Genomic DNA, 19526 nt, shown 5'->3' with positions numbered 1-19526 from the left:
AGGAATGACATTGATCTTTAATATATAAATTTTATGATAAACTATTTAAAATCGTTTTTTCTATATGAGATAGTAAGGGGGATGGCTTTGACTTTGAGATATTTTTTCAAAGCTAAAGTTACAATCAATTATCCTTATGAAAAAAGTCCTGTTAGTCCACGATTTAAGGGTGAGCATGCACTGCGTCGCTATGAAAACGGTACAGAACGCTGCATTGCTTGTAAACTCTGTGAAGCGATTTGTCCGGCACAAGCGATAGTGATTGAAGCTGACGAACGAGATGACAGCAGTAGACATACCACACGTTATGATATAGATATGACAAAATGCATTTATTGTGGATTGTGTCAGGAAGCTTGCCCTGTAGACGCAATAGTTGAAGGTCCTAATTTTGAGTTTGCAAGCCTAACTCATACTGCACTTATTTACGATAAAGAAAGATTACTGCAAAATGGCGATAGATGGGAGCAAGCACTTGCTAGTAAACTACACAAAGATTACGAGTATAGGTAATATACTCGTTTAATTACTCTTCATTTATTCGGAATATATACGTATTATGCTATTGTGATTCTGTTAACAGGTTCATTTCAAAAAAGTTAAATTAAAAAAACATACCATGAAATCTCGAACTTTGTATGCGAAATTTCATAAACCTTTGTAATTTAATTATTGCTTTTCTTTTTTTTGACTTTTATTCTCTTAATTATAAATAATTATAAAAATTAAAAAATTATGTTTATAAAGCAAATTTATAGTATGGTAGTTTATTTTGTTACTACTATAGTTTTATTGATAACGCTCTCTATTACATTTAATGCATTCATTACATTATTCCCTACCGGAATATACTAATAAAAAGAGGAACTCATAAATATAGTACTAATGAGCAATATTTAAAGCTAAAATCATATGATAAGGATTTATATGAACAATTAAAAAAGGGTTGCCTCCAAAAAGAGCTAGAAGAAAAGAGAATTAGTTATAAGAATGAAATATATGGAAGTTACTAAAGCACGTGCTGTAAGTACAATAATTAATTGTTCAATTTTGATTATAGTTAGCCTTGTATTTTTTATTGTACATTGGAAGATCTATAAAAATACGCAAAACAATAATAATTAATCCAGTTGTAATGTCTGTGCAGATTTTATAGAACTTTCTAGATGAGAGGATAGAAGAACAATACCACCGCTATTTGCTTTCATGACAATTAAATTATTTAGTAAATCCCTATTTTCTTTGCTTAAATTAGTTTCAACTTCATCAAGTAACCATAAGTCAGATTGGCACGCAATAAGCCTTGATACGGCTACGATTTTCTGCATTCCGCTAGACAAGCTATAGCATTTTTCATCTAATAAGTCGTATAATTTGAAGTAATGAATAGCAGCATATAGGGTTTCGGCGGAATTATAAATTTCCGACCAAAATTTTAGATTCTCAAAAACAGTCATTTCGAGTTTTAGCCCTAAATTATGACCGATATAATTGCAGTAAGGTTTAGCGATATTGTTAATATTACTATTTTTATAGTAAATATTACCGCTGCTTGATTGCATAATTCCTGCTATCATTCGTAGCAGCGAGCTTTTACCGCAACCGTTAGCTCCTTTTATATAGGTGATAGAAGAAGGAAGAAAAGTAATATTTAGATCAAATAAATTTCTTTGTTCTATAGAGACCTTTCCAAATTCTACTTCTAGAGGCAATTTGTACGTCAATCCGGTACTCGCATCCTCACGTACTTTTTTGTACGCTGCGGTGCTGCGTTCCGTGTTTTCTTCAAATTCCTCTCTATAAGCGAATTTGGAAAGGTCTCTAATATTAAATTGTAATTGATGAAGTGATAGCATGTCCTTGTTACTATATCATTCCTGCCTGGATACCTAAGTCGTCATTGCGAAGCCATGAAGTGGCTGCGGCAATCTAGGAAAAATAATAAAAATGCTAAAGATTAGCATTTTTAACTGGATTGCTTCGTCAATTTACTATTGTAAATTTCCTCGCAATGACGCTAATTTTTCAAAATCTAACTAGCAAATTCTCTATCGATAAACGAAATACATTTAAAATAGAATTCGGCACTAGACCAAAGTAAATAATTAGTAGTATTAAAGGAGCTATTGAGATTATTTCGTATTTATATAAATCTCTGAAATGCATGATTTCTTTATTGGTAATTTCGCCTAGCATAACCTCTTTGTATAATTTCAGCATGTAAACCGCCCCAAGAATTATACCGAGAGCTGCTATAAAGGTTGCTATTACATTTACCTTATAAATCCCAAGCAGGCTTGAAAACTCTCCGATGAATCCGCTAGTACCAGGTAGCCCGACAGAGCCGAGCATTGCAATCATAAACAATGTGGCAAGCACAGGCATTTTACTTGCTACACCACCATATTTAGCTATTTCTTTTGTATGCAATCTTTCGTACAAAGTACCAACTATTAAGAATAGACATGAAGAAATCACGCCATGGCTAAGCATTTGAAATATTGCTCCACTAACTCCGGCTTCAGTAAAGCTAAAAATGCCTATCGTAACATATCCCATATGTGCAATAGATGAATATGCTATCATCTTCTTCATATCTTTTTGAGCAAGAGCAACAAGTGATGCGTATATTATAGCAATAACGCTAAGGTAAATTATGTAAATTGCAAATTCTTGTGATGCATTAGGGAATAGCAGTAGTAATACTCTTAAAAAACCGTAACCGCCGAGTTTTAATAAAATACCGGCAAGAATAACCGAGCCGCTGGTTGGAGCTTGTACGTGTGCATCGGGTAGCCAAGTATGAAACGGAATCATAGGGATTTTAACGGCAAAAGCAATAAAGATAGCCCACCATAAAATGTGCTGAGCAAATAATGGAATATTATCGGTAAGCTGAAAGATATAGGTTAAATCAAAACTATGAATTTTGCTATAAATATAAATTAATGAAAGTAGGAAAAATACTGAGCCGAAGAAAGTATATAAGAAGAATTTAAGAGCAGCATATATTCTATTTTCGCCTCCCCATACGCCGATAATAATATACATAGGTACTAATATTGCTTCAAAAAAGAGATAGAATAATAATAAATTTACTGAGGTAAATGCTCCTATACAAAAAGATTCCATTAATAAAAAACATACTAAATATTCTTTGATATATTTTTTAACAGTAAATAAGCTTCCGATTATACAAATAAGAGTAAGGAAAGAAGTTAGAGCCACAAAAAATATTGATATACCGTCAACACCTACATGAAATTCAAGCCCGATTTTATCAAGCCAAGCGTAGCGTTCGACAAATTGATAAGCGGGGTTTGAGGAGTCAAACTCTATTAAAATATAAATAGTTGAGATGAATGTTAAAACAGAACTAAGCACCGCAACATACATTACATATATCGGTTTATCTGCTTTTTTACTTTGACTAATAAACAGCAAAATATATAGCACGCTTATTAGCGGCAGAAAAATACTGATAGATATAATAGGTAATTCTAACATTCTTTTAAGATTTTATGAGTTTTTTTCCGTCATTGCGAGGAAAATTACGAAGTAATTGACGAAGCAATCTCAGGAGTTTGTTATTACTTCATGAGATTGCCACGCAGCCTACGGCTTGCAATGACAGTTTTAGTTTTTAACGCAAATAACATCAGTACATTAGCCTTTCCAAACAAAATAACTAATTGTTACAACAATAAACGATACTATATACAAAGCATAATTAAAAACATATCCTGTTTGTGTTTTGCCAGTAAGAACGCTAAAGCAATTAACGACTTGTGAAAAACCGTTTGGTCCAAAACGATCGATTATTTTCTGATCACCAAGATAAAATAAATGGGCTAGGCAGTTAATAGGCTTCACAATTAAGAAATTATATATCTCGTCGAAGTAATATTTATTGCGTAATATGTTGGATATGAATGTAATACCGCGAGCTTGTAGCGGTATCCAGTCTTTTTTAATATTTTTACTGGATTCCCGCTTTTGCGGGAATGACATAGAAGAAGGCAGGAATGACATAAAAGTACTTGACTTATATAAGTAAATTCCCGTAATAATCCCTACTATGCCAACTGCCATAGGTAGTAATTTTATATACAAAGGCGGATGGCTAATTAGTAGTTTATAAATATGTAAATTAAATAGGCTTTCATGGAAATAGCCGTTCGGTTTATCCATAGAAAGTAAATAATAACCGATCATACCGCTAAAAAAGCTCCCTGCTACCAGTAATATAAGGGGATTATTCATTACTTTAGCCGGTTCATGGGCATGTTCAAAAACATCTTTTTCTAGCTTAGTTTTGCCATGAAATACCAACATAATAATTTTCATTGAATAAATAGCAGTAAGTATTGCAGCAGCTATTCCAAAAATAAACATAAATGATCCGCTACTATAAGCTGCTTCTAAAATCGAGTCTTTAGAATAAAACCCTGCCAAAGGGTAAATCCCTATTAGTGCAAGTGAGCCAATTAAGAAGTTTCCATAAGTTATCGGCATCTTATTTCTTAAAGCCCCCATTTTAAATATATCCTGCTCGTGAACGGCATGTATTACGCTACCTGCAGATAAGAATAATAATGCTTTGAAAAAAGCATGAGTTACTAAGTGAAATATCCCGCTATTATAGGCAGATACCCCGCAAGCCATAAACATATAACCAAGCTGGCTACAGGTAGAGTAAGCAATAATCTTCTTGATATCGCTTTGCATAATAGCAATGCTTGCTGCAAAAAGACAAGTAACACCGCCGATAATCGTAATAAATTGTAGAACTAAAAGGCTATATTCAAACAAATACGAGCAGCGTGCTACTAAGAATACTCCTGCCGTTACCATGGTTGCTGCATGAATAAGTGCGGATACCGGAGTCGGTCCTTCCATCGCATCAGGAAGCCATACATGTAAACCGATCTGTGCAGATTTACCCATGCAACCGATAAATAATAATAAACAAATAATATCTAGAATAGAAAACTGTAATAATATTTTTGTATTAGATAATAATTCTGCAGATGAAAATACATCTTTGTAATTTGCCGAACCACAATAAACAATGATCGTTATTACGCCTAAGATAAAAGCAAAATCGCTGGCTCTATTTGTTATAAAAGCTTTAATCGCTGCTTTATTGGCTGATTCTTTTGAATACCAAAATCCGATTAGTAAATATGAGCAAACGCCGACGCCCTCCCAACCGAAAAATAACTGTAAGAAATTATCGCTAGACACTAGCATTAACATAAAGAAAGTAAATAAAGAAAGAAAAGACAAGAAGCGTACAACCCCCTTATCTTCGGCCATATAGCCAAGCGAGTAGATATGCACGACGCTTGACACCCATGTTACGGCTATAAACATTATGCTAGTGAGCTGATCTACATAAATAGACCAATTTACTTTAAAATTTCCAACCTCAATCCACGGGAATAATTTTATATGGATAATATTCCCGTCTAAGCCCGCATCACAAAATATTATTAATGAGAATAAGGCAGATAAAGATAAAAAACCGGTTGCAATTATTTGAGCTAATTTTTTATCTATTATCCTTACGAATAAGCCGTTTATTATTGCAGAGGCAAGCGGTAACATGATGATCATTATGGCAAGACTTTGATACATCATTACCCCCTCATCTGATTAATGTCGGTAATTTCAATTGAGCCTTTATTACGGAAATATATTAGTAATATCGCAAGCCCGATTGAAGTTTCGGCAGCTGCTACGGTTAAGATTATAATACTAAAAATTTGTCCCGATAATTCTTGCATATATACGGAAAATGCAACAAAATTTATATTGACTGCAAGTAGCATTAGCTCAATGGACATTAATATATTGATAATATTTTTGCGATGCATAAATAATCCAAACATCCCGATAGTAAAAACTAAGCTGCTTAAGATTAAATAATGATTAAGCGAAATATATTCATTCATATTTAATATTCTCAACACCTTTATTTAGAATAGGCTTTGTCATTAATACGGTATTTTCTTTATTGTGCCGCAGTTGTTTTACAATCTCTTGACGTTTTACTCCTTCACGTTTCTTTAGCGTTAAAGTAATACATGCAATCATAGCGACAAATAAGATAAGTCCCGCCATTTGAAACGGTAGCATAAATTCAGTGTAAAGCACGTTACCTATTGCTTTAGTATTTGAGATATTATTTGTTATGACAAACGATACATCCGAACTGAAATTAATATTTTTAGTGCCAAGTAAAATAATTGTTACTAAATCAGCAAACATTATTAAAGCTATAAAAATACTTAAAGCAAGATTTTCTTTTAACTGTGTTATTGTCTTATTAAAATGCATATCTAGCATCATTATCACAAATAGAAATAATACTGCTACAGCTCCAACATAAATCACTATCAGCATCATAGCTAAAAATTCTGCTCCAAGCAAAATCATAAGCCCTGCACCGTTGATAAATGCAAAAATTAACCATAATACCGAATATATGGAATTTTTGCTTAAAACAACGCATAAGCTACTGATAGTTATTAATGTTGCAAATAAATAAAAAAATATGAACATGATATACTCGTTGAACTTGCAAAATTGGCTGCGTCGTCTTTGTAAGTCCTCGGATACTCACGTATTTAGTATACGCTCCACTCCTCGGCTTACAGACTCCCTGCTCTTTTGCAAGTTGAACTTCATATATCAACTCTTCATTTCAAGGAGTATTATTATATGATACAGCTTTAACTCTATTCTATCCGCATAAAACTCGTTTTACAACATTAGGTTCTTTCTCAATAATCTTAAGAAGTAATTTTGCGGCTCCGGTAGGTAATCTTCTGCCTTGTTCCCAGTTTCTTAAAGTTGCAACACTAACTCCAAATGTTGTAGCAAATTGTTGTTGTGTTAATTTTAACTTATCTCTTACTTCATGCACGTCTATATTAGATAATTTTATATCATGTTTATTTGCTTTTAATTTTCCTTTAGCGTATAAAACAGCCTCTTGCATTCCAATTAATATACTTTTTTCGGTTTGATTAGTATTTGTATTATTCATTTTTGCCTCTTCCGACATATAATTTTACCAATTCTTCAATTAGTTTTTTTAATTCATTACAACTATCATGATTAATATTTTCCATCTTACTTTTTATAAAACCGGTTATTAAAAATACCGGCATATTTTCATTGTAGTAAAAATAAATTATTCTTATACCGCCACTTTTACCTTTATTATACTACTTAAAGCAAATCGTAATTTTCTTATACCTCCGGTGCCTTTGATTATATCACCTTGGTCAGGATTAGCAGCAATATAATGTATTATTTCAAAGCATTCTTTTTCGTTTAAATTATTCTTAGCAAATTTTTGAAACTCTGGAAGCTCAACAACTGAAATCAGTTTTTTACTCATAATAATTATACGCTATTGGCGTAGGAGAATCAATAAATAATTTTTGTTTAGTATCATGGATACCGTGGCAAGACCACGGTATGACAGAGTATAAATTGGCTAAACCAACATAGCATTAGAAGAAAATTTCTCGATCATCGGAGTAAATAAGCTTTCTAGTTCTTTGCGTATTTCTTCCTTGTTTTCTACTTTTTGACCTTCTTTACTTAAAGTTAGCTCGCCTTTTTCTACATGACTAAGCACAGCCTCAATGATTGCTTTTTTATCATGTTTACCATCCATATATCTAAGTGCAAACTTCTCAAAGAAATTAACGCCGATCGGTTCATGTTTTAAATTTGTAACCCACATAGAAGGTGTATGGGTTGCTTGATGTATCACCATTTTTGTTGTTTTAGGCTTATCAAGCTCAGGGTTATTTCGATGCTTCTGATTTGTAATACTAATATAACCTTGTAGTACTAGCTTCATTGCATTATTTAAAAGCTCAGCTTTGATTTCGTTTAATTTAGTATTATATAGCTTTTTATTAGCTTCAGCAGTTATTTTCTCAAAGCTTAACGGATTATTTAGATTTTCGCTGAAAGTGTATAAAATAGCTTTCATATAAGGCGAACTAGTTGTTAAGTTAGAGTCTTTATTACCGTTTAAGAAGAATTTTAAATTTTCAGAAGCATTATTAAGATCTACTTCTTTGAGTGGTTTTTCAGGCACTATATTAAAGATTATATTAAATTTCGTTATATCATCATTGTTAATATTTCTATTAATTTTCACATCACTATGACATAGTAAAGTGGTTCTAAAACGACGATTCGTAATGAAATCCATATATTGTTCAGTTCTAACTATATCGTTCACCGCTTTTAACTGCTCTACTACTTTTGGCGGCATATTACCGAGATACATAGTCGAAAGATTACAATCGGCTAAATATTGTAAATTGTGTTTTCTTGCCTCATTCATAAATTCATGGAAGTAGAATTGAGCATTTTCTTCTTCTAAATGATCATGACGTAAATAATGATCGGTTTGTTTAGCAAGTAGCCCTGCTTCGGTTTTTAATACTTCTGCATAAGGAGTTTTAGAGTTTTCTAAGCTATCCTTAACAAATTCTAGTAATAATCTAGATTGCGCTATTCTATCCCGTACATTTGCAAATGAGCTAGAATGATACATCATCATATCTCTAATAGTACGGACCATATTCCATCCGGGTAATGTATTATAGCTAATATATGCTATTCCGTTTGGGCTAAGATTTTTATTACAAACTTCAAAAATTTTATCTCTAACGGTTTTTGGCACCCAAGAAATTACGCCATGGCAAATTATATAATCAAACTTACCGAAAGAATCATCAATATCGGTTATCGAACAATGATGGAACTCTATATTTTTTAATCCTAGTTCTTTAACATTTTTATTTGCTTCGTCAATTTGTACCTTAGACAAATCAACCCCAACAAAATGAGCTTTTGGATAAAGAACTGCGTGTGGTATTAAATTACCGCCTGCTGCACAACCAAGCTCTAATATTTTTGCATTCTCGACTTCAGGAGCATTTACACCGAAAAGAGTTGCAAGTGTACTTAAGTGATAAGGATTTGTAAGAGCATATGGGTAGCTTTCATACGGCACTTCATCATAAGTGTTATGATCTGAAACCGCACCGTTAACAACGGATTGTACGGAATGTGTTTTTTTTGCCGTCTTATCATGACCGTTAGGGGTAGAAGAAGAGTTAGTAGCTTTTGGGGACATATTTTTTCCTTATATAGTTGGATTATTCGTGTCATCCTGCGGCTTGACCGCGGGATCTTGTATCATAGGCTGTGTCCTGAGATCCCGCGGTCAAGCCGCAGGATGACATTGCAGCTTTCATATAAATATTTCACAGAATTATTAAAATGGCAATCTATAAGTAAATCCTACACCAAATTCTCCAACGGCTATAGTTTTTTTGATAGGATTTGCCGGCACGAATTGCCCCGTTTTCATATCAAGCATATCATAATTAATTCTTACTCTATATGCCGTTTGTAATTTTGCAGTTGCATCAATACTTAAATTTGAAGTTACATCTTGTGAAATCCCAAGACCTGCTTGCCAAGCAACACAATTTTTATGAGTTCTTCTTACTTTAAAATAATTGCTATTTATAACACTCCACCTAGAAGAGGTAGGCTTAACTTTTACTTGTGCTATTCCACCTCCAAGTATTACAAAAGGTGTGAAAGTTTTTATTTTTTCTAAATCATAAATAAGATTTAGCATATATATATTTGATAATACGGTAGTATTACCTGGGATTTTAGGAATAGTGAGACCATTACTTAAATTTTGCTGAGGTAATACGTAATGCAGACGATATTTAGGTTGATAAGTTGCTGAGAATTCAATAGCTACCTGTGGATATATTATATAGCCTATTTTCCCACTATACATACTTGATTTTTTTAAAATTATTTCGGTATTTGAGTGTTTATATCGGAATTTACTAACGACTGGTTCAACTATTCCGCCTTCTGCTCCTATATGAAACCCTGTTTCTTTTGCAAAAGCAATGTTATTAAAAATGATGATAGTAATAAAAAATAATTTTAGTAATTTAGTCATTATAATTGCTTAAAAAATAAAAAAATATTATATACTTCCTTTATTAATGGTCAATCATATTTTTTCTAATTATGGAAGCAATTATACCAAATAGTAATAAAGTAATAGTTACAGTGAGCGAAACATATGCCGGAATCGTTATATAATGATGAATAAATATTTTAAAGCCGATAAATATTAAAATTAAAGCCAAAGAATATTTTATATAACTGAAACGTTCTACAATTTCTGCTAAACAAAAGAATAACGCTCTAAGCCCTAAAATAGCAAAAATATTTGAAGTATAAATTATATAAACATCATTAGTAATTGCGAATATTGCCGGTATACTATCTATAGCAAAGACTAAATCTATTGCTTCTATCAGTACTAGAGATATAAAAAGGGGGGTAAAATATAGTTTGTTATTACGTTTAACAACAAATTTATCCCCTTCAAGATTAGAGGTAATATTTAGATTTTTTATTATTGACTTGTAAATATAAGAATTCTGTATATCAAAAGTTTTATGTGATACATAGAAAGTTTTTATACCGGTAGCAATAAGTATTACGGCAAAAATATATAATAACCAGGCAAACTTATTTATAAGAATAATACTGCCGTAAATCATTATGGCTCTGAATATTATTACGCCTATTATACCGAAAAATAAAACACGATGTTGATATTTTCCGGGAATTTTAAAAAATTGGAAGATAATAGAGATCACAAAAATATTATCAAGTGACATAGCTTTCTCAATGAGAAAACAAGTATAATATTCACGAGCATGATCTGCCCCCGTATTATAATAAACATAGATACCGAATAAACAAGCTATTATAAAATAGAAAAGACTAAAAAGTATGCTTTCTTTAAAGCTTATTACGGTATTTTTTTTATGTACGACTCCTAAATCAAGAATTAGTAAAGCAAAAATTACCGTATAAAAAATAATCCAACTCATTTATTTATCTCTTCATTTTATATCGCATGTGGAAATATAGTCCTCCACCAAACATAACTCTTAGCTGGAATCTTATAGTATTTTCTCCTTGTTTTAAATAAGGTTTGATATCAATCGGTAAAGTCCTAGCTTGTAATGCTTGACCTTGATCATTTCCATTGTTGCATTGATTTTTATTATCTAGAGAATCAATGTTAGTAGGGAGGCTAAGTAGCTTTGTGCCATTGACATATATTAATGTGCAATCATCATACCATAAATCTAATACTTTAAAATACTCAATATCGTCTATTATTGCATCTAAAGTTACTTTGAATTCTACAGTATGCAATATTGTATTGTCCGGTTCATTTGTTGCATCTATAAATGCTCCATCCTTTGGAAATGCCATAATGCTCCCCTGTGGTACCGGTTTTTTGTTTAAGATATAGTCACCTATTTTAGTTACCGGATCATAAGGGGTATCAGGTAATTGGCTTGATGGAAAGTCGTTATAATCAACTTTTATAGGCAATCCTGTAGATTCTCTACAGCCGACATTTTGACCTAAAGGTTCAAACTCGACAACCTTTCTATCCAAATATGACAAACAATGGCGTTCTAAAGGTTTACTAGGATCAATAACTATCCAATTCGTTGGGCATTTTCCTTTTGCAAGTTCTCCTATATCGCTTTCAGGCCATTCTGCATTACCGTGATTGTTACCAGAAGGAGCTTGCTCTGTGCTAGGAATTTTAGCACAAGTAGGTACTAATATAGGAGCACAAAGATTTAGCTCTTGCCAAGTTTTATCTCTTACTTCCTCAGTCTCAGCTTTATATGTCGGCTCAGGAGGAGTGTTTTCATCTCCTTTTGTATATGTCACTGTATAATATTTTGAAGGATCTACTGGTACTAATATTGGTCCTATGTTAGGTTCCGGCTTAATTCTATCTGTATAATCCCTACTTAAAACACATATTGGAGTATTAGCTTTATCGTTATTGGTATAGCATTTACTCGGAATATTATTTATATTGCAAGTATAAATTGTAATACCTCTTCTTGGACCTAACACTGTTTCTTCTAGAGTACAGTTCGTTAGATCTGTATCTTTTTTACATAAGCCAAGATTTGGATATTTAACGTTATATTTATTTTTAAAATCCTTACAATTTATAGTATCGTTGTTGTTTAGTTTAGCAAGTACACAATTTATCGAGTCATTGTTGTAACCGGGAATAGGTGATCCATCAGGTAAAGTAGGAAGCGGCATAGGATTACAATGTTGGAAATTTTTCGGCATCAAGCAGGCATGCGTTCCACCTTGGATATATTTACCGTTTATATATTCTAAATATTTTAAATATACCGCACTTAGGTCAGGATTTCCCTTACTATCATAAGGTTCTTTATCATCTTTATATTTACCGTGAATAGTCAATTGATTTAGAGCATTCTCTCCTGAAAACGGCATAGCAATATATTTATCTTCCGTCGGATCTTTTGGTGGATCTTTAGGTATAAACGCAACGGAAGAACTATACTTATAACCGGCAAGCATTACTATGCTTTCTGTGTCAGTGGGGTTGGGAGGTGGAGGTCCGGCGTATGATAACGGTGTTACAAGAGTGCTTGTTTCATCTATGATATTGTTGCCTTCTCTTACTTGTACTGAAGCAATGAACTGCGGTTTATAATAAGCATCGTTGGAATTGTTATTAGTACAGGTAATTCCGGCATATTGTTTTGCACATTCATAAGCAGCTAAGCTGTAAGAATGATTTACTCTCGGTACGCAATCTATTAAATTATCAGACTCAAATAAGCAAATATTATTAGGATTTTGTTTATCGTCTTCAGTATTACTAATAGAGATATAAAGTTTTCTATCTTTACCGTTATTGTCTTTTAAGGTGACATCTGTCTTTATAGGTATTAAGCTACTTGCATCTTGTCCTTGTACCTCAGGAAATTTTACGCTTACATCCTTAAATTCGCCTATATTAACTCCCCATACTTTTTGGCAGGTAGTTGAATTAGAACTTGGACAGTCCGGTATATCGTCTATGTAATAATCGCTGGGTGTTTCTACATTTCCAATTTTCTGCGAATATACTATTCTAAATCCATCATTACAACCGTTAGCCGTAACACTACATGGCGTAAGGATATCTGTATTAATACATGGGGTGCTGCCTGAAGTGTTCTTACACGATTTAATTAAATCTTTAAAAGCCGTATTAGTATGAGTAATTTTTGCTGAAGAAAAATCTGTATTACGTGGTTCTACACAAGTTTTGAGGTCAGGGGGGGAGCCTGTGCAAAGCGGAACAAGATTGCTAAAGCTAACACGTATGGTATTATTAACTATATTGTTTCTAACATTCGACACCACGCAAGGCGGTAAAGTTGAAGATTGTTTAAATTCAGGTTTTCCTTTATCAATATCCTCTTTAGTGTTTTTTATACTACATACATTATTAGCATTAGCATTAATACTAATATAATCTAAATTTGGACAATATGGCGGTGGAAAAGGTCCTAAAGGTAATTGTACGCAACCAAAAGAATAGCTATCTACAGAACCATTTAATGATCCAAGTGCTTCAATAACTTTTATTATTAAACTAGGGAAAAAATTAAAAACCTCTCCTATCGCATCAAGTATTGATCGAAGCACTTTTATAAATTCTGAATCTTGATCTATCATACCAAGAAGCTGCCCTAATAAACTTGGTAAACTTGCTCCTTTTACCATTTCAACTAGAAATTTTAATACTTTTGCAATAGGGCTAAGTGCATTAGTTTGATGAAGAGGTTGACGATTAGGATTCCAGTCCATCGGATCAAGATGTGCCCCGGAATCTGAAACAAGGTTAACAAGTCCAGGATCGCTATAAGCACAAAGTTTAGGAGATTTTAAAGTAACTATTTTTCCGTCTACACCGATTATCTTATTATCACTTTCCGTGTAACCGACTTTATTGAGATGTACTCCATCGGTATAACCTGGATCTGCAGGGGAAGGTGTAGCATTTATTCCAGGAGGCAGAGGCATATCCGGTACGGCAATTCTAGCACAAACTCTAGTTAGAGGTAGACCGTAACCTGTAGGCCATAATACACATTCTCCATCCCAATTTAAAGTAGAGTTTTGGTGCCAACAAGCTGCGGCATTACAGCTTTGAACTCTAATACGAATTTTTGGAGTAAAGTAACTACTATCAGGGGCTTCTTCCGCACATCTATTGAGTAAAAAACCGATAAATGTACCTGGGTAATCAAATTTTAATAAACAAGTATCATTATCGCGACCGTCGCTTTTATTCCAAGGAGGACACAATGTGCCTGGTTTAAAAGGTCCTCTTTTTACTTCATTGTTGCCGCCCTTATTCCAAATTTCCGTTCTCTCATTTTGACCGCAATTACATGGATCACTAAGACAATCGGCTATATCACCCCAAATAGATGAATATACATTAAATGAGAAAAATGAAAATAAGAAAAATAGTAAATATTTTTTTAACACTTTAATATGGTTTTTTTATGTTAATTTTTTGTTGTCATCCCCGTGGCTTTACCCTATGTTGTGGGAACGTTCAAAATGTCATTCCTGCGAAAGCAGGAATCCGGTTAAATGTCATACCGCGACTTGATCGCGGTATCTCAGAACACAGCCTATGATATGAGATCCCGTGGTCAAGCCACAGGATGACAAAATAAATTCTAGATTCCTGCTTTCGCAGGAATGATATATGAAAACATATTATCTACAAATTTAACTCATTATATAGGTAATTAATCCAATTATCCGGAGGACCTTGGTATTGTTCAAGTATTTTTTTATAAATATCCATTTCCTCTTGTCTGCTTGATAAAATACGGACAATTCCTATTAAAGCGGCAATACTTAATTCAGAAGCTATAGATTCATTATCCTTACTAATTAAGAACATTCTTGCAGAAAGTATTAGCTGTGATAATTTTCGTATTTCCGGCTCGCTTAAACCTAAAATTTTGTCTAAATCTTCTATTTTAACGTCAGACGGTAGAATAATTTTAGTATTAATTAAATCAAGCCAAGGTTTTATAGTATATTTTGGATATGACTTAAGATAAATAAAATTGAAATTACTGACGAAAATACCGTTATTTTGAGATAAATTATTAAAAATTAAATTTATATTATCGTAATAAACTTCAGGTTTGTAAAGTTTATCAAAATTATCGGCAGCAAATATTTTAGGTTTTGTGCCAACTAGGCTTAAATGATAAGTAAAAGCATAAATTACTGCTGCACTAATACTTTGGTGTTTCTTTAAATTATTATTAAATTGTTCTAAAAATTTTCTCTCCATCGGGTAAAATTGTTTAGAAAACGGCTCATCAGAAAGTTTATATAAATTAAACCCTATAATTTCCCCTTCTTGAATGTTAAGAGACGGTCCGTCAAATAATCCATAATATAATTGTCCTTCGGTAAAAACTTTAAGTTTATCAAGTATTTGTATTCCTCCTTCCTCCTTAAAATCTTCTAATTTTAAAATATCGGAAAAAATACGTTGTTCTTTTTCAATTGATAAAATTTTATTTTTTAATTTCTCTAGAAAGGATATCTCTATTTTGCTGAGAGGTGAAGCATAATGACCGCTGATTAATTTTAAAAATTCTAAAATGAAGGCTTGTGATTTTTCTGTATCATCTACTAAAAATGGATTGATAATTTGTTTGTCCGGTTCTAACCATTTGCCTTCTATTGCCTCGATAAAAATTTTAGAATCATTATTATTAGAGATATAAATTATTGTTGGGTCGTATTTAGTCGATTCTGATATTAGAAAGTTCAATAATACGGTTTTGCCGGTTTTTTCTGTACCAAAGATGCAAGTATTACCTTTATTCGTTTTATCATGAAAATTCATGAAATATGGAGTACCTTTCTCGGTTCGCAGTAAAGTTATAGCCTTACCCCAAGGATTATATTGATTACCGAGTGTAGTATTATGAAGAGCGGTAAGAGAAGCAATATGTTCTACGGATAATGGTGACATTCTACGGATAAAAGCAAAGTTAGCAGGTAATTGCGACCAAAATATTTGCTCAATATTAAGATCTTCTTTTACATGAATAATACCAAGTTTAAAAAGTTCGGTTGATACTTTAGCTACGGCTGCATCTAATTTATTTTCATCTTCTTCTATAACGGCAATTGAAATTTGCTGATTACAAAATTGAAAATCTAAATTAGTTGCATCAAGCTTATTAATCCCTTTGTGATTAAGTAAAGTTGAGTCATTAGTAATTTTTAGAATATAATCTTGACCACGCAATTTGGATGTTACTTGTTTTTTGCTAACAAAGTAAAATATTTCAGTTATTATTAATTCAATCGGTAACTGTAAAAATTTATCAAGTGCATTAGAAGGAGTTTCTTGATATTCTTTTATAGATAGTAAAGAAGCGAATTTGTTATTTTTCTCATGATCCGTAACTACCATTTTATCGCCGCTAATTGTATAAATACTTCTACCTAGTGCATCGGATAAATCTATTATAGGCACCAAACAATCATTATTATTAAGGTTAGCTATTCGATTATATAAAAATAAAGGATTAGAAAAAACATTATCATTTTCAAATATTATACCGAGTTTTTCAGCACCGAATTCATTTAAATCGTTTAAAATATTATTAGTGATATTTTCTAGTTTTTGAAAAGCTGAATCTAAGTAGTTATTTTCAAAATCAGTAATTAATTTATTAGATAAAGAATTTATTAAAGAGTTAAAATTTTTGATGTTAACTTTAGCAGAATCATGTACTATAGATATATATAAAGTATTAACGAATTTATCATTCCAATGGTTTTTTCTTTGCCATAGTGCATGAATATTTGCCGGTAATAATTTTTTGTAAGGAGTAGCATCGTCTAAATTTTGTTTTTCTCGTATTGTATGTAGCCAAAAAGCAAAATCATAATCGGTTATATTCTTTTTTATAGAAACTCTAACCATTTCACGTAAATTTTGTATGTTATCGCTTATTTTCTCTGAGTTAATGCCATGTATTTTGATAATTTGTAGTAATTTACCATCTTTGGTAAGTAAAGTATTATCATTATAATGACATGCTATAGGTATAAAATTAGGAGCATTGTAATTATATATATCTTTGTCAAATTTTCGTAAATCACTAAACACAAATAACCTGAATTTAAATTATCGTTTTGTATACTATGTAACATTCAGGGGTCATCCCGCGATCAAGTCGCGGGATCCAGAGATAACTAATAATACTAATAATTTTATTATTAGTAACTGGATACCGTGGTCAAGCCACGGTATGATACAAAGCTATGCAATAATGCCTTCTACACTACATAGCTAATTTTTCAAATTAAACGAGTATACTACAAAACTTTACCTTATTATTTATATTTAATAAACAATTATTCACTATATGTAGTGATTTTTTGTAACCCTCCCATATAATTTATCAAGACATCAGGTATAGTTATTGATCCATCTTCATTCTGATAATTTTCAAGTATTGCAACCATAGTTCTTCCGATAGGTAATCCTGAAGCATTTAAAGTATGAACTAAGGTAGTTTCGTTACTGCCGAATTCTTTATATCTTGCTTTCATTCTACGTGCTTGAAAATCTCCACAATTAGAACAGCTAGCAATTTCGCGATATTGCTTTTGTCCCGGAAGCCATACTTCTATATCATAGGTTTTGTTTACCGCAAACCCCATATCTCCGGTGCAAAGTAACATAACACGATAAGGAAGACTCAGTTTTTGTAGAATAGTCTCTGATGCATTAGTTATATATTCATGCTCATTTTTTGATTCTTCAGGGGTAGTAATGGATACTAGTTCAACTTTACCGAACTGATGTAATCTAATCATACCTCTTGTATCTCTACCGCTACTACCTGCTTCTGATCTAAAGCACGGGGTGTAAGCAACATAACGCATCGGTAATTTTTCTCTTGGTATAATAGTATCAGCGACTATATTTACTAAAGATACTTCTGCGGTTGGAATTAGTCTGTAACCATTTGTTGTTGCAAAAGACTCTTCGGCAAATTTAGGTAGTTGTCCTGCATTATACATAGCATTATCTCGAACTAATACCGGAGGTGATATCTCAAAGAAGTCAAACTCTTTAGTATGAACATCAATCATAAAGTTAATTAAAGCACGTTCTAGCTTTGCTAAATCACCTTTTAACGTTACAAATCTAGCTCCAGAAATTTTAGCAGTTTGTTCAAAATCCATTAAATTTAATTTTGTACCTAGTTCAAAATGCTGCTTATTCAAAGCATTTGGATTTATCTCTCCGTAAGTACGAACTAATTTATTCATACTTTCATCAATTCCGTAAGGTACTTCTTCGTCCGGAATATTAGGAAGCATATTTAATAGTTCATTTAATTCATTATTATTATTTAGATCCTGTTCAAGTTCTTCCAACTTCTCATTTATATGTTTGACATCTATTTGTAACCCTTTAAACTCTTCACCGCTTTTAGAGGCCATATCACCTAAAATCTTTGATTTTACCCTACGTGCATGCTGAAATTCTTGAATTAAACTCGTAATTTTTCTTTTCTCTCCGTCGAGCATAGCAATTTTACTAGACATAGGTTCAATAAATCTTTGGCTAAGCTTTTCATCGAACAATTCTTGATTTTCTCTAATCCATTTGATATTTAACATTTAGTGTCCTCGGTTTTTCTATAAAATTACATATCATTATTGAAGTTTCATATAATAAAAGTAGCGGTATTGCAAGAGCAAACTGGCTTAAAATGTCAGGAGGCGTTAATATTCCTGCAATAATAAAGTTAATTACCACGGCAATGCGTCTTTTTTGCTTAAGTGTTTGTACCTTAACTATTTTTAGTATATTTAATATTATTATCACAATCGGTAGTTGAAAAGCAACTCCAAAAGCAATAATTAAATGAATAACTAAATTTAGATACTCGCTAATTCTTGCTTCCAAAACTATCGGTACTATCATATCACGTTTTTCAAAACTAAGAAAAAAATTCCAAGCTTTCGGCATTACAAAGTAAAAAACAAAAATACTACCGCACCAAAATAAAATAGGCGACATAAAAAGAATAAAAGCGATAATTTTTTTTTCATGGCGGTGTAACCCGGGACTGATAAATAAATAACACTCCAAAGCAATTATAGGTATAATAATAGTAAAAGCAGTAAAAGCTGCAAGTTTAATATAGGTAAAAAATGCTTCTGTAAGCCCCGTATAAATTATATTTCGTACCGTATCACCGCTTAGCTTAGCAAGCGGTTTTAATAAAAAACTATAAATATTGTCGCTAAAATAATAGCAAATAGCAAATATAATTATAAAAGTAGTAAATATTCTAAGAAGCCTTATTTTTAATTCTAATAAATGTTCTTGAAAACTATATAATTTCATAATTATGTGATTAATATATGTAGTAAGTAGACGAAGTTTAATTTGGAAAAGAGCAAGGAGTCCATAAGACGAGGAGAGAAGCGTATATTAATACGTGAGTACCGCA

General features: G+C 32.2%; 16 protein-coding genes and 1 pseudogene. 1 reads left to right on the top strand and 16 read right to left on the bottom strand.

From position 1 onward, the window contains the following. Positions 1 to 33: 33 nt before the first annotated feature. Positions 34 to 513, top strand: a complete 480-nt coding sequence (gene nuoI, locus RAS_RS07140) for an NADH-quinone oxidoreductase subunit NuoI (protein ID WP_147143561.1) — start codon at positions 34 to 36, stop codon at positions 511 to 513. A gap of 608 nt (positions 514 to 1121) precedes the next feature. On the opposite strand, the gene ccmA is transcribed toward nuoI, so the two are convergent. The 16 genes and pseudogenes from ccmA to tatC all read right to left on the bottom strand — a co-directional run bounded on the left by ccmA (position 1122) and on the right by tatC (position 19420). After that, positions 1122 to 1712, bottom strand: coding sequence for a heme ABC exporter ATP-binding protein CcmA (ccmA, locus tag RAS_RS07135; RefSeq protein WP_232049371.1), 591 nt, complete (start codon positions 1710 to 1712; stop codon positions 1122 to 1124). Further along, a pseudogene (locus RAS_RS10200) lies at positions 1695 to 1823 on the bottom strand (palindromic element RPE1 domain-containing protein); the annotation flags it as partial. The pseudogene RAS_RS10200 and the gene ccmA, both read right to left, overlap by 18 nt. A gap of 202 nt (positions 1824 to 2025) precedes the next feature. Then, positions 2026 to 3507, bottom strand: a complete 1482-nt coding sequence (locus RAS_RS07130; RefSeq protein ID WP_147143557.1) for an NADH-quinone oxidoreductase subunit M — start codon at positions 3505 to 3507, stop codon at positions 2026 to 2028. Positions 3508 to 3666: 159 nt separating this feature from the next. After that, a complete protein-coding gene (gene nuoL / locus RAS_RS07125) occupies positions 3667 to 5643 on the bottom strand; it encodes an NADH-quinone oxidoreductase subunit L (RefSeq protein ID WP_147143555.1) in 1977 nt (658 codons plus the stop codon). Continuing rightward, a complete protein-coding gene (gene nuoK, locus RAS_RS07120; protein ID WP_010421133.1) occupies positions 5643 to 5957 on the bottom strand; it encodes an NADH-quinone oxidoreductase subunit NuoK in 315 nt (104 codons plus the stop codon). Before nuoK ends, nuoL begins: the two co-directional genes overlap by 1 nt. After that, on the bottom strand, positions 5950 to 6567 hold the full coding sequence (locus RAS_RS07115; RefSeq protein WP_010421135.1) for an NADH-quinone oxidoreductase subunit J: 618 nt from the start codon (positions 6565 to 6567) through the stop codon (positions 5950 to 5952). Before RAS_RS07115 ends, nuoK begins: the two co-directional genes overlap by 8 nt. A 181-nt stretch (positions 6568 to 6748) precedes the next feature. Continuing rightward, entirely contained in the window at positions 6749 to 7054 is a 306-nt protein-coding gene (locus RAS_RS08830) for a helix-turn-helix domain-containing protein (RefSeq protein ID WP_232049219.1), read from the bottom strand. Beyond that, on the bottom strand, positions 7047 to 7178 hold the full coding sequence (locus RAS_RS10195; protein WP_232049218.1) for a hypothetical protein: 132 nt from the start codon (positions 7176 to 7178) through the stop codon (positions 7047 to 7049). Before RAS_RS10195 ends, RAS_RS08830 begins: the two co-directional genes overlap by 8 nt. Before the next feature lie 29 nt (positions 7179 to 7207). Then, on the bottom strand, positions 7208 to 7411 hold the full coding sequence (locus RAS_RS10190) for a hypothetical protein (RefSeq protein WP_232049217.1): 204 nt from the start codon (positions 7409 to 7411) through the stop codon (positions 7208 to 7210). 99 nt (positions 7412 to 7510) lie between these two features. Continuing rightward, entirely contained in the window at positions 7511 to 9175 is a 1665-nt protein-coding gene (locus tag RAS_RS07100; RefSeq protein WP_147143553.1) for a methyltransferase regulatory domain-containing protein, read from the bottom strand. 141 nt (positions 9176 to 9316) lie between these two features. Continuing rightward, entirely contained in the window at positions 9317 to 10030 is a 714-nt protein-coding gene (locus RAS_RS07095; protein ID WP_147143551.1) for an outer membrane protein, read from the bottom strand. A 43-nt stretch (positions 10031 to 10073) separates the two neighbouring features. Next, positions 10074 to 10979, bottom strand: coding sequence for a TerC/Alx family metal homeostasis membrane protein (locus RAS_RS07090; RefSeq protein WP_147143549.1), 906 nt, complete (start codon positions 10977 to 10979; stop codon positions 10074 to 10076). 4 nt (positions 10980 to 10983) lie between these two features. Next, positions 10984 to 14490 (bottom strand): hypothetical protein, encoded by a 3507-nt coding sequence (locus RAS_RS07085; RefSeq protein ID WP_147143547.1) that lies wholly within the window; start codon positions 14488 to 14490, stop codon positions 10984 to 10986. Between the two features lie 241 nt (positions 14491 to 14731). Then, a complete protein-coding gene (locus tag RAS_RS07080) occupies positions 14732 to 17161 on the bottom strand; it encodes a VirB4 family type IV secretion/conjugal transfer ATPase (RefSeq protein WP_147143545.1) in 2430 nt (809 codons plus the stop codon). A gap of 248 nt (positions 17162 to 17409) precedes the next feature. Next, positions 17410 to 18687, bottom strand: a complete 1278-nt coding sequence (serS, locus tag RAS_RS07075; protein WP_147143543.1) for a serine--tRNA ligase — start codon at positions 18685 to 18687, stop codon at positions 17410 to 17412. Then, positions 18665 to 19420, bottom strand: coding sequence for a twin-arginine translocase subunit TatC (tatC, locus tag RAS_RS07070; protein WP_147143541.1), 756 nt, complete (start codon positions 19418 to 19420; stop codon positions 18665 to 18667). The genes serS and tatC overlap by 23 nt, the downstream gene beginning before the upstream one ends. Between the last annotated feature and the right edge of the window lie 106 nt (positions 19421 to 19526).

This window comes from Rickettsia asiatica (assembly GCF_007989425.1).
Lineage (GTDB): Bacteria > Pseudomonadota > Alphaproteobacteria > Rickettsiales > Rickettsiaceae > Rickettsia > Rickettsia helvetica.
Note: the sequence above shows the minus strand (reverse complement) of the source record. Positions and strands in the feature narration are given on the sequence as shown.

Coding starts and splice junctions, on each gene's coding strand:
- nuoI (WP_147143561.1), top strand. CDS start 34: ATGATAAACTATTTAAAATCGTTTTTTCTATATGAGATAGTAAGGGGG.
- RAS_RS07130 (WP_147143557.1), bottom strand. CDS start 3,507: ATGTTAGAATTACCTATTATATCTATCAGTATTTTTCTGCCGCTAATA.
- nuoL (WP_147143555.1), bottom strand. CDS start 5,643: ATGATGTATCAAAGTCTTGCCATAATGATCATCATGTTACCGCTTGCC.
- nuoK (WP_010421133.1), bottom strand. CDS start 5,957: ATGAATGAATATATTTCGCTTAATCATTATTTAATCTTAAGCAGCTTA.
- RAS_RS07115 (WP_010421135.1), bottom strand. CDS start 6,567: ATGTTCATATTTTTTTATTTATTTGCAACATTAATAACTATCAGTAGC.
- RAS_RS08830 (WP_232049219.1), bottom strand. CDS start 7,054: ATGAATAATACAAATACTAATCAAACCGAAAAAAGTATATTAATTGGA.
- RAS_RS10195 (WP_232049218.1), bottom strand. CDS start 7,178: ATGCCGGTATTTTTAATAACCGGTTTTATAAAAAGTAAGATGGAAAAT.
- RAS_RS10190 (WP_232049217.1), bottom strand. CDS start 7,411: ATGAGTAAAAAACTGATTTCAGTTGTTGAGCTTCCAGAGTTTCAAAAA.
- RAS_RS07100 (WP_147143553.1), bottom strand. CDS start 9,175: ATGTCCCCAAAAGCTACTAACTCTTCTTCTACCCCTAACGGTCATGAT.
- RAS_RS07095 (WP_147143551.1), bottom strand. CDS start 10,030: ATGACTAAATTACTAAAATTATTTTTTATTACTATCATCATTTTTAAT.
- RAS_RS07090 (WP_147143549.1), bottom strand. CDS start 10,979: ATGAGTTGGATTATTTTTTATACGGTAATTTTTGCTTTACTAATTCTT.
- serS (WP_147143543.1), bottom strand. CDS start 18,687: ATGTTAAATATCAAATGGATTAGAGAAAATCAAGAATTGTTCGATGAA.
- tatC (WP_147143541.1), bottom strand. CDS start 19,420: ATGAAATTATATAGTTTTCAAGAACATTTATTAGAATTAAAAATAAGG.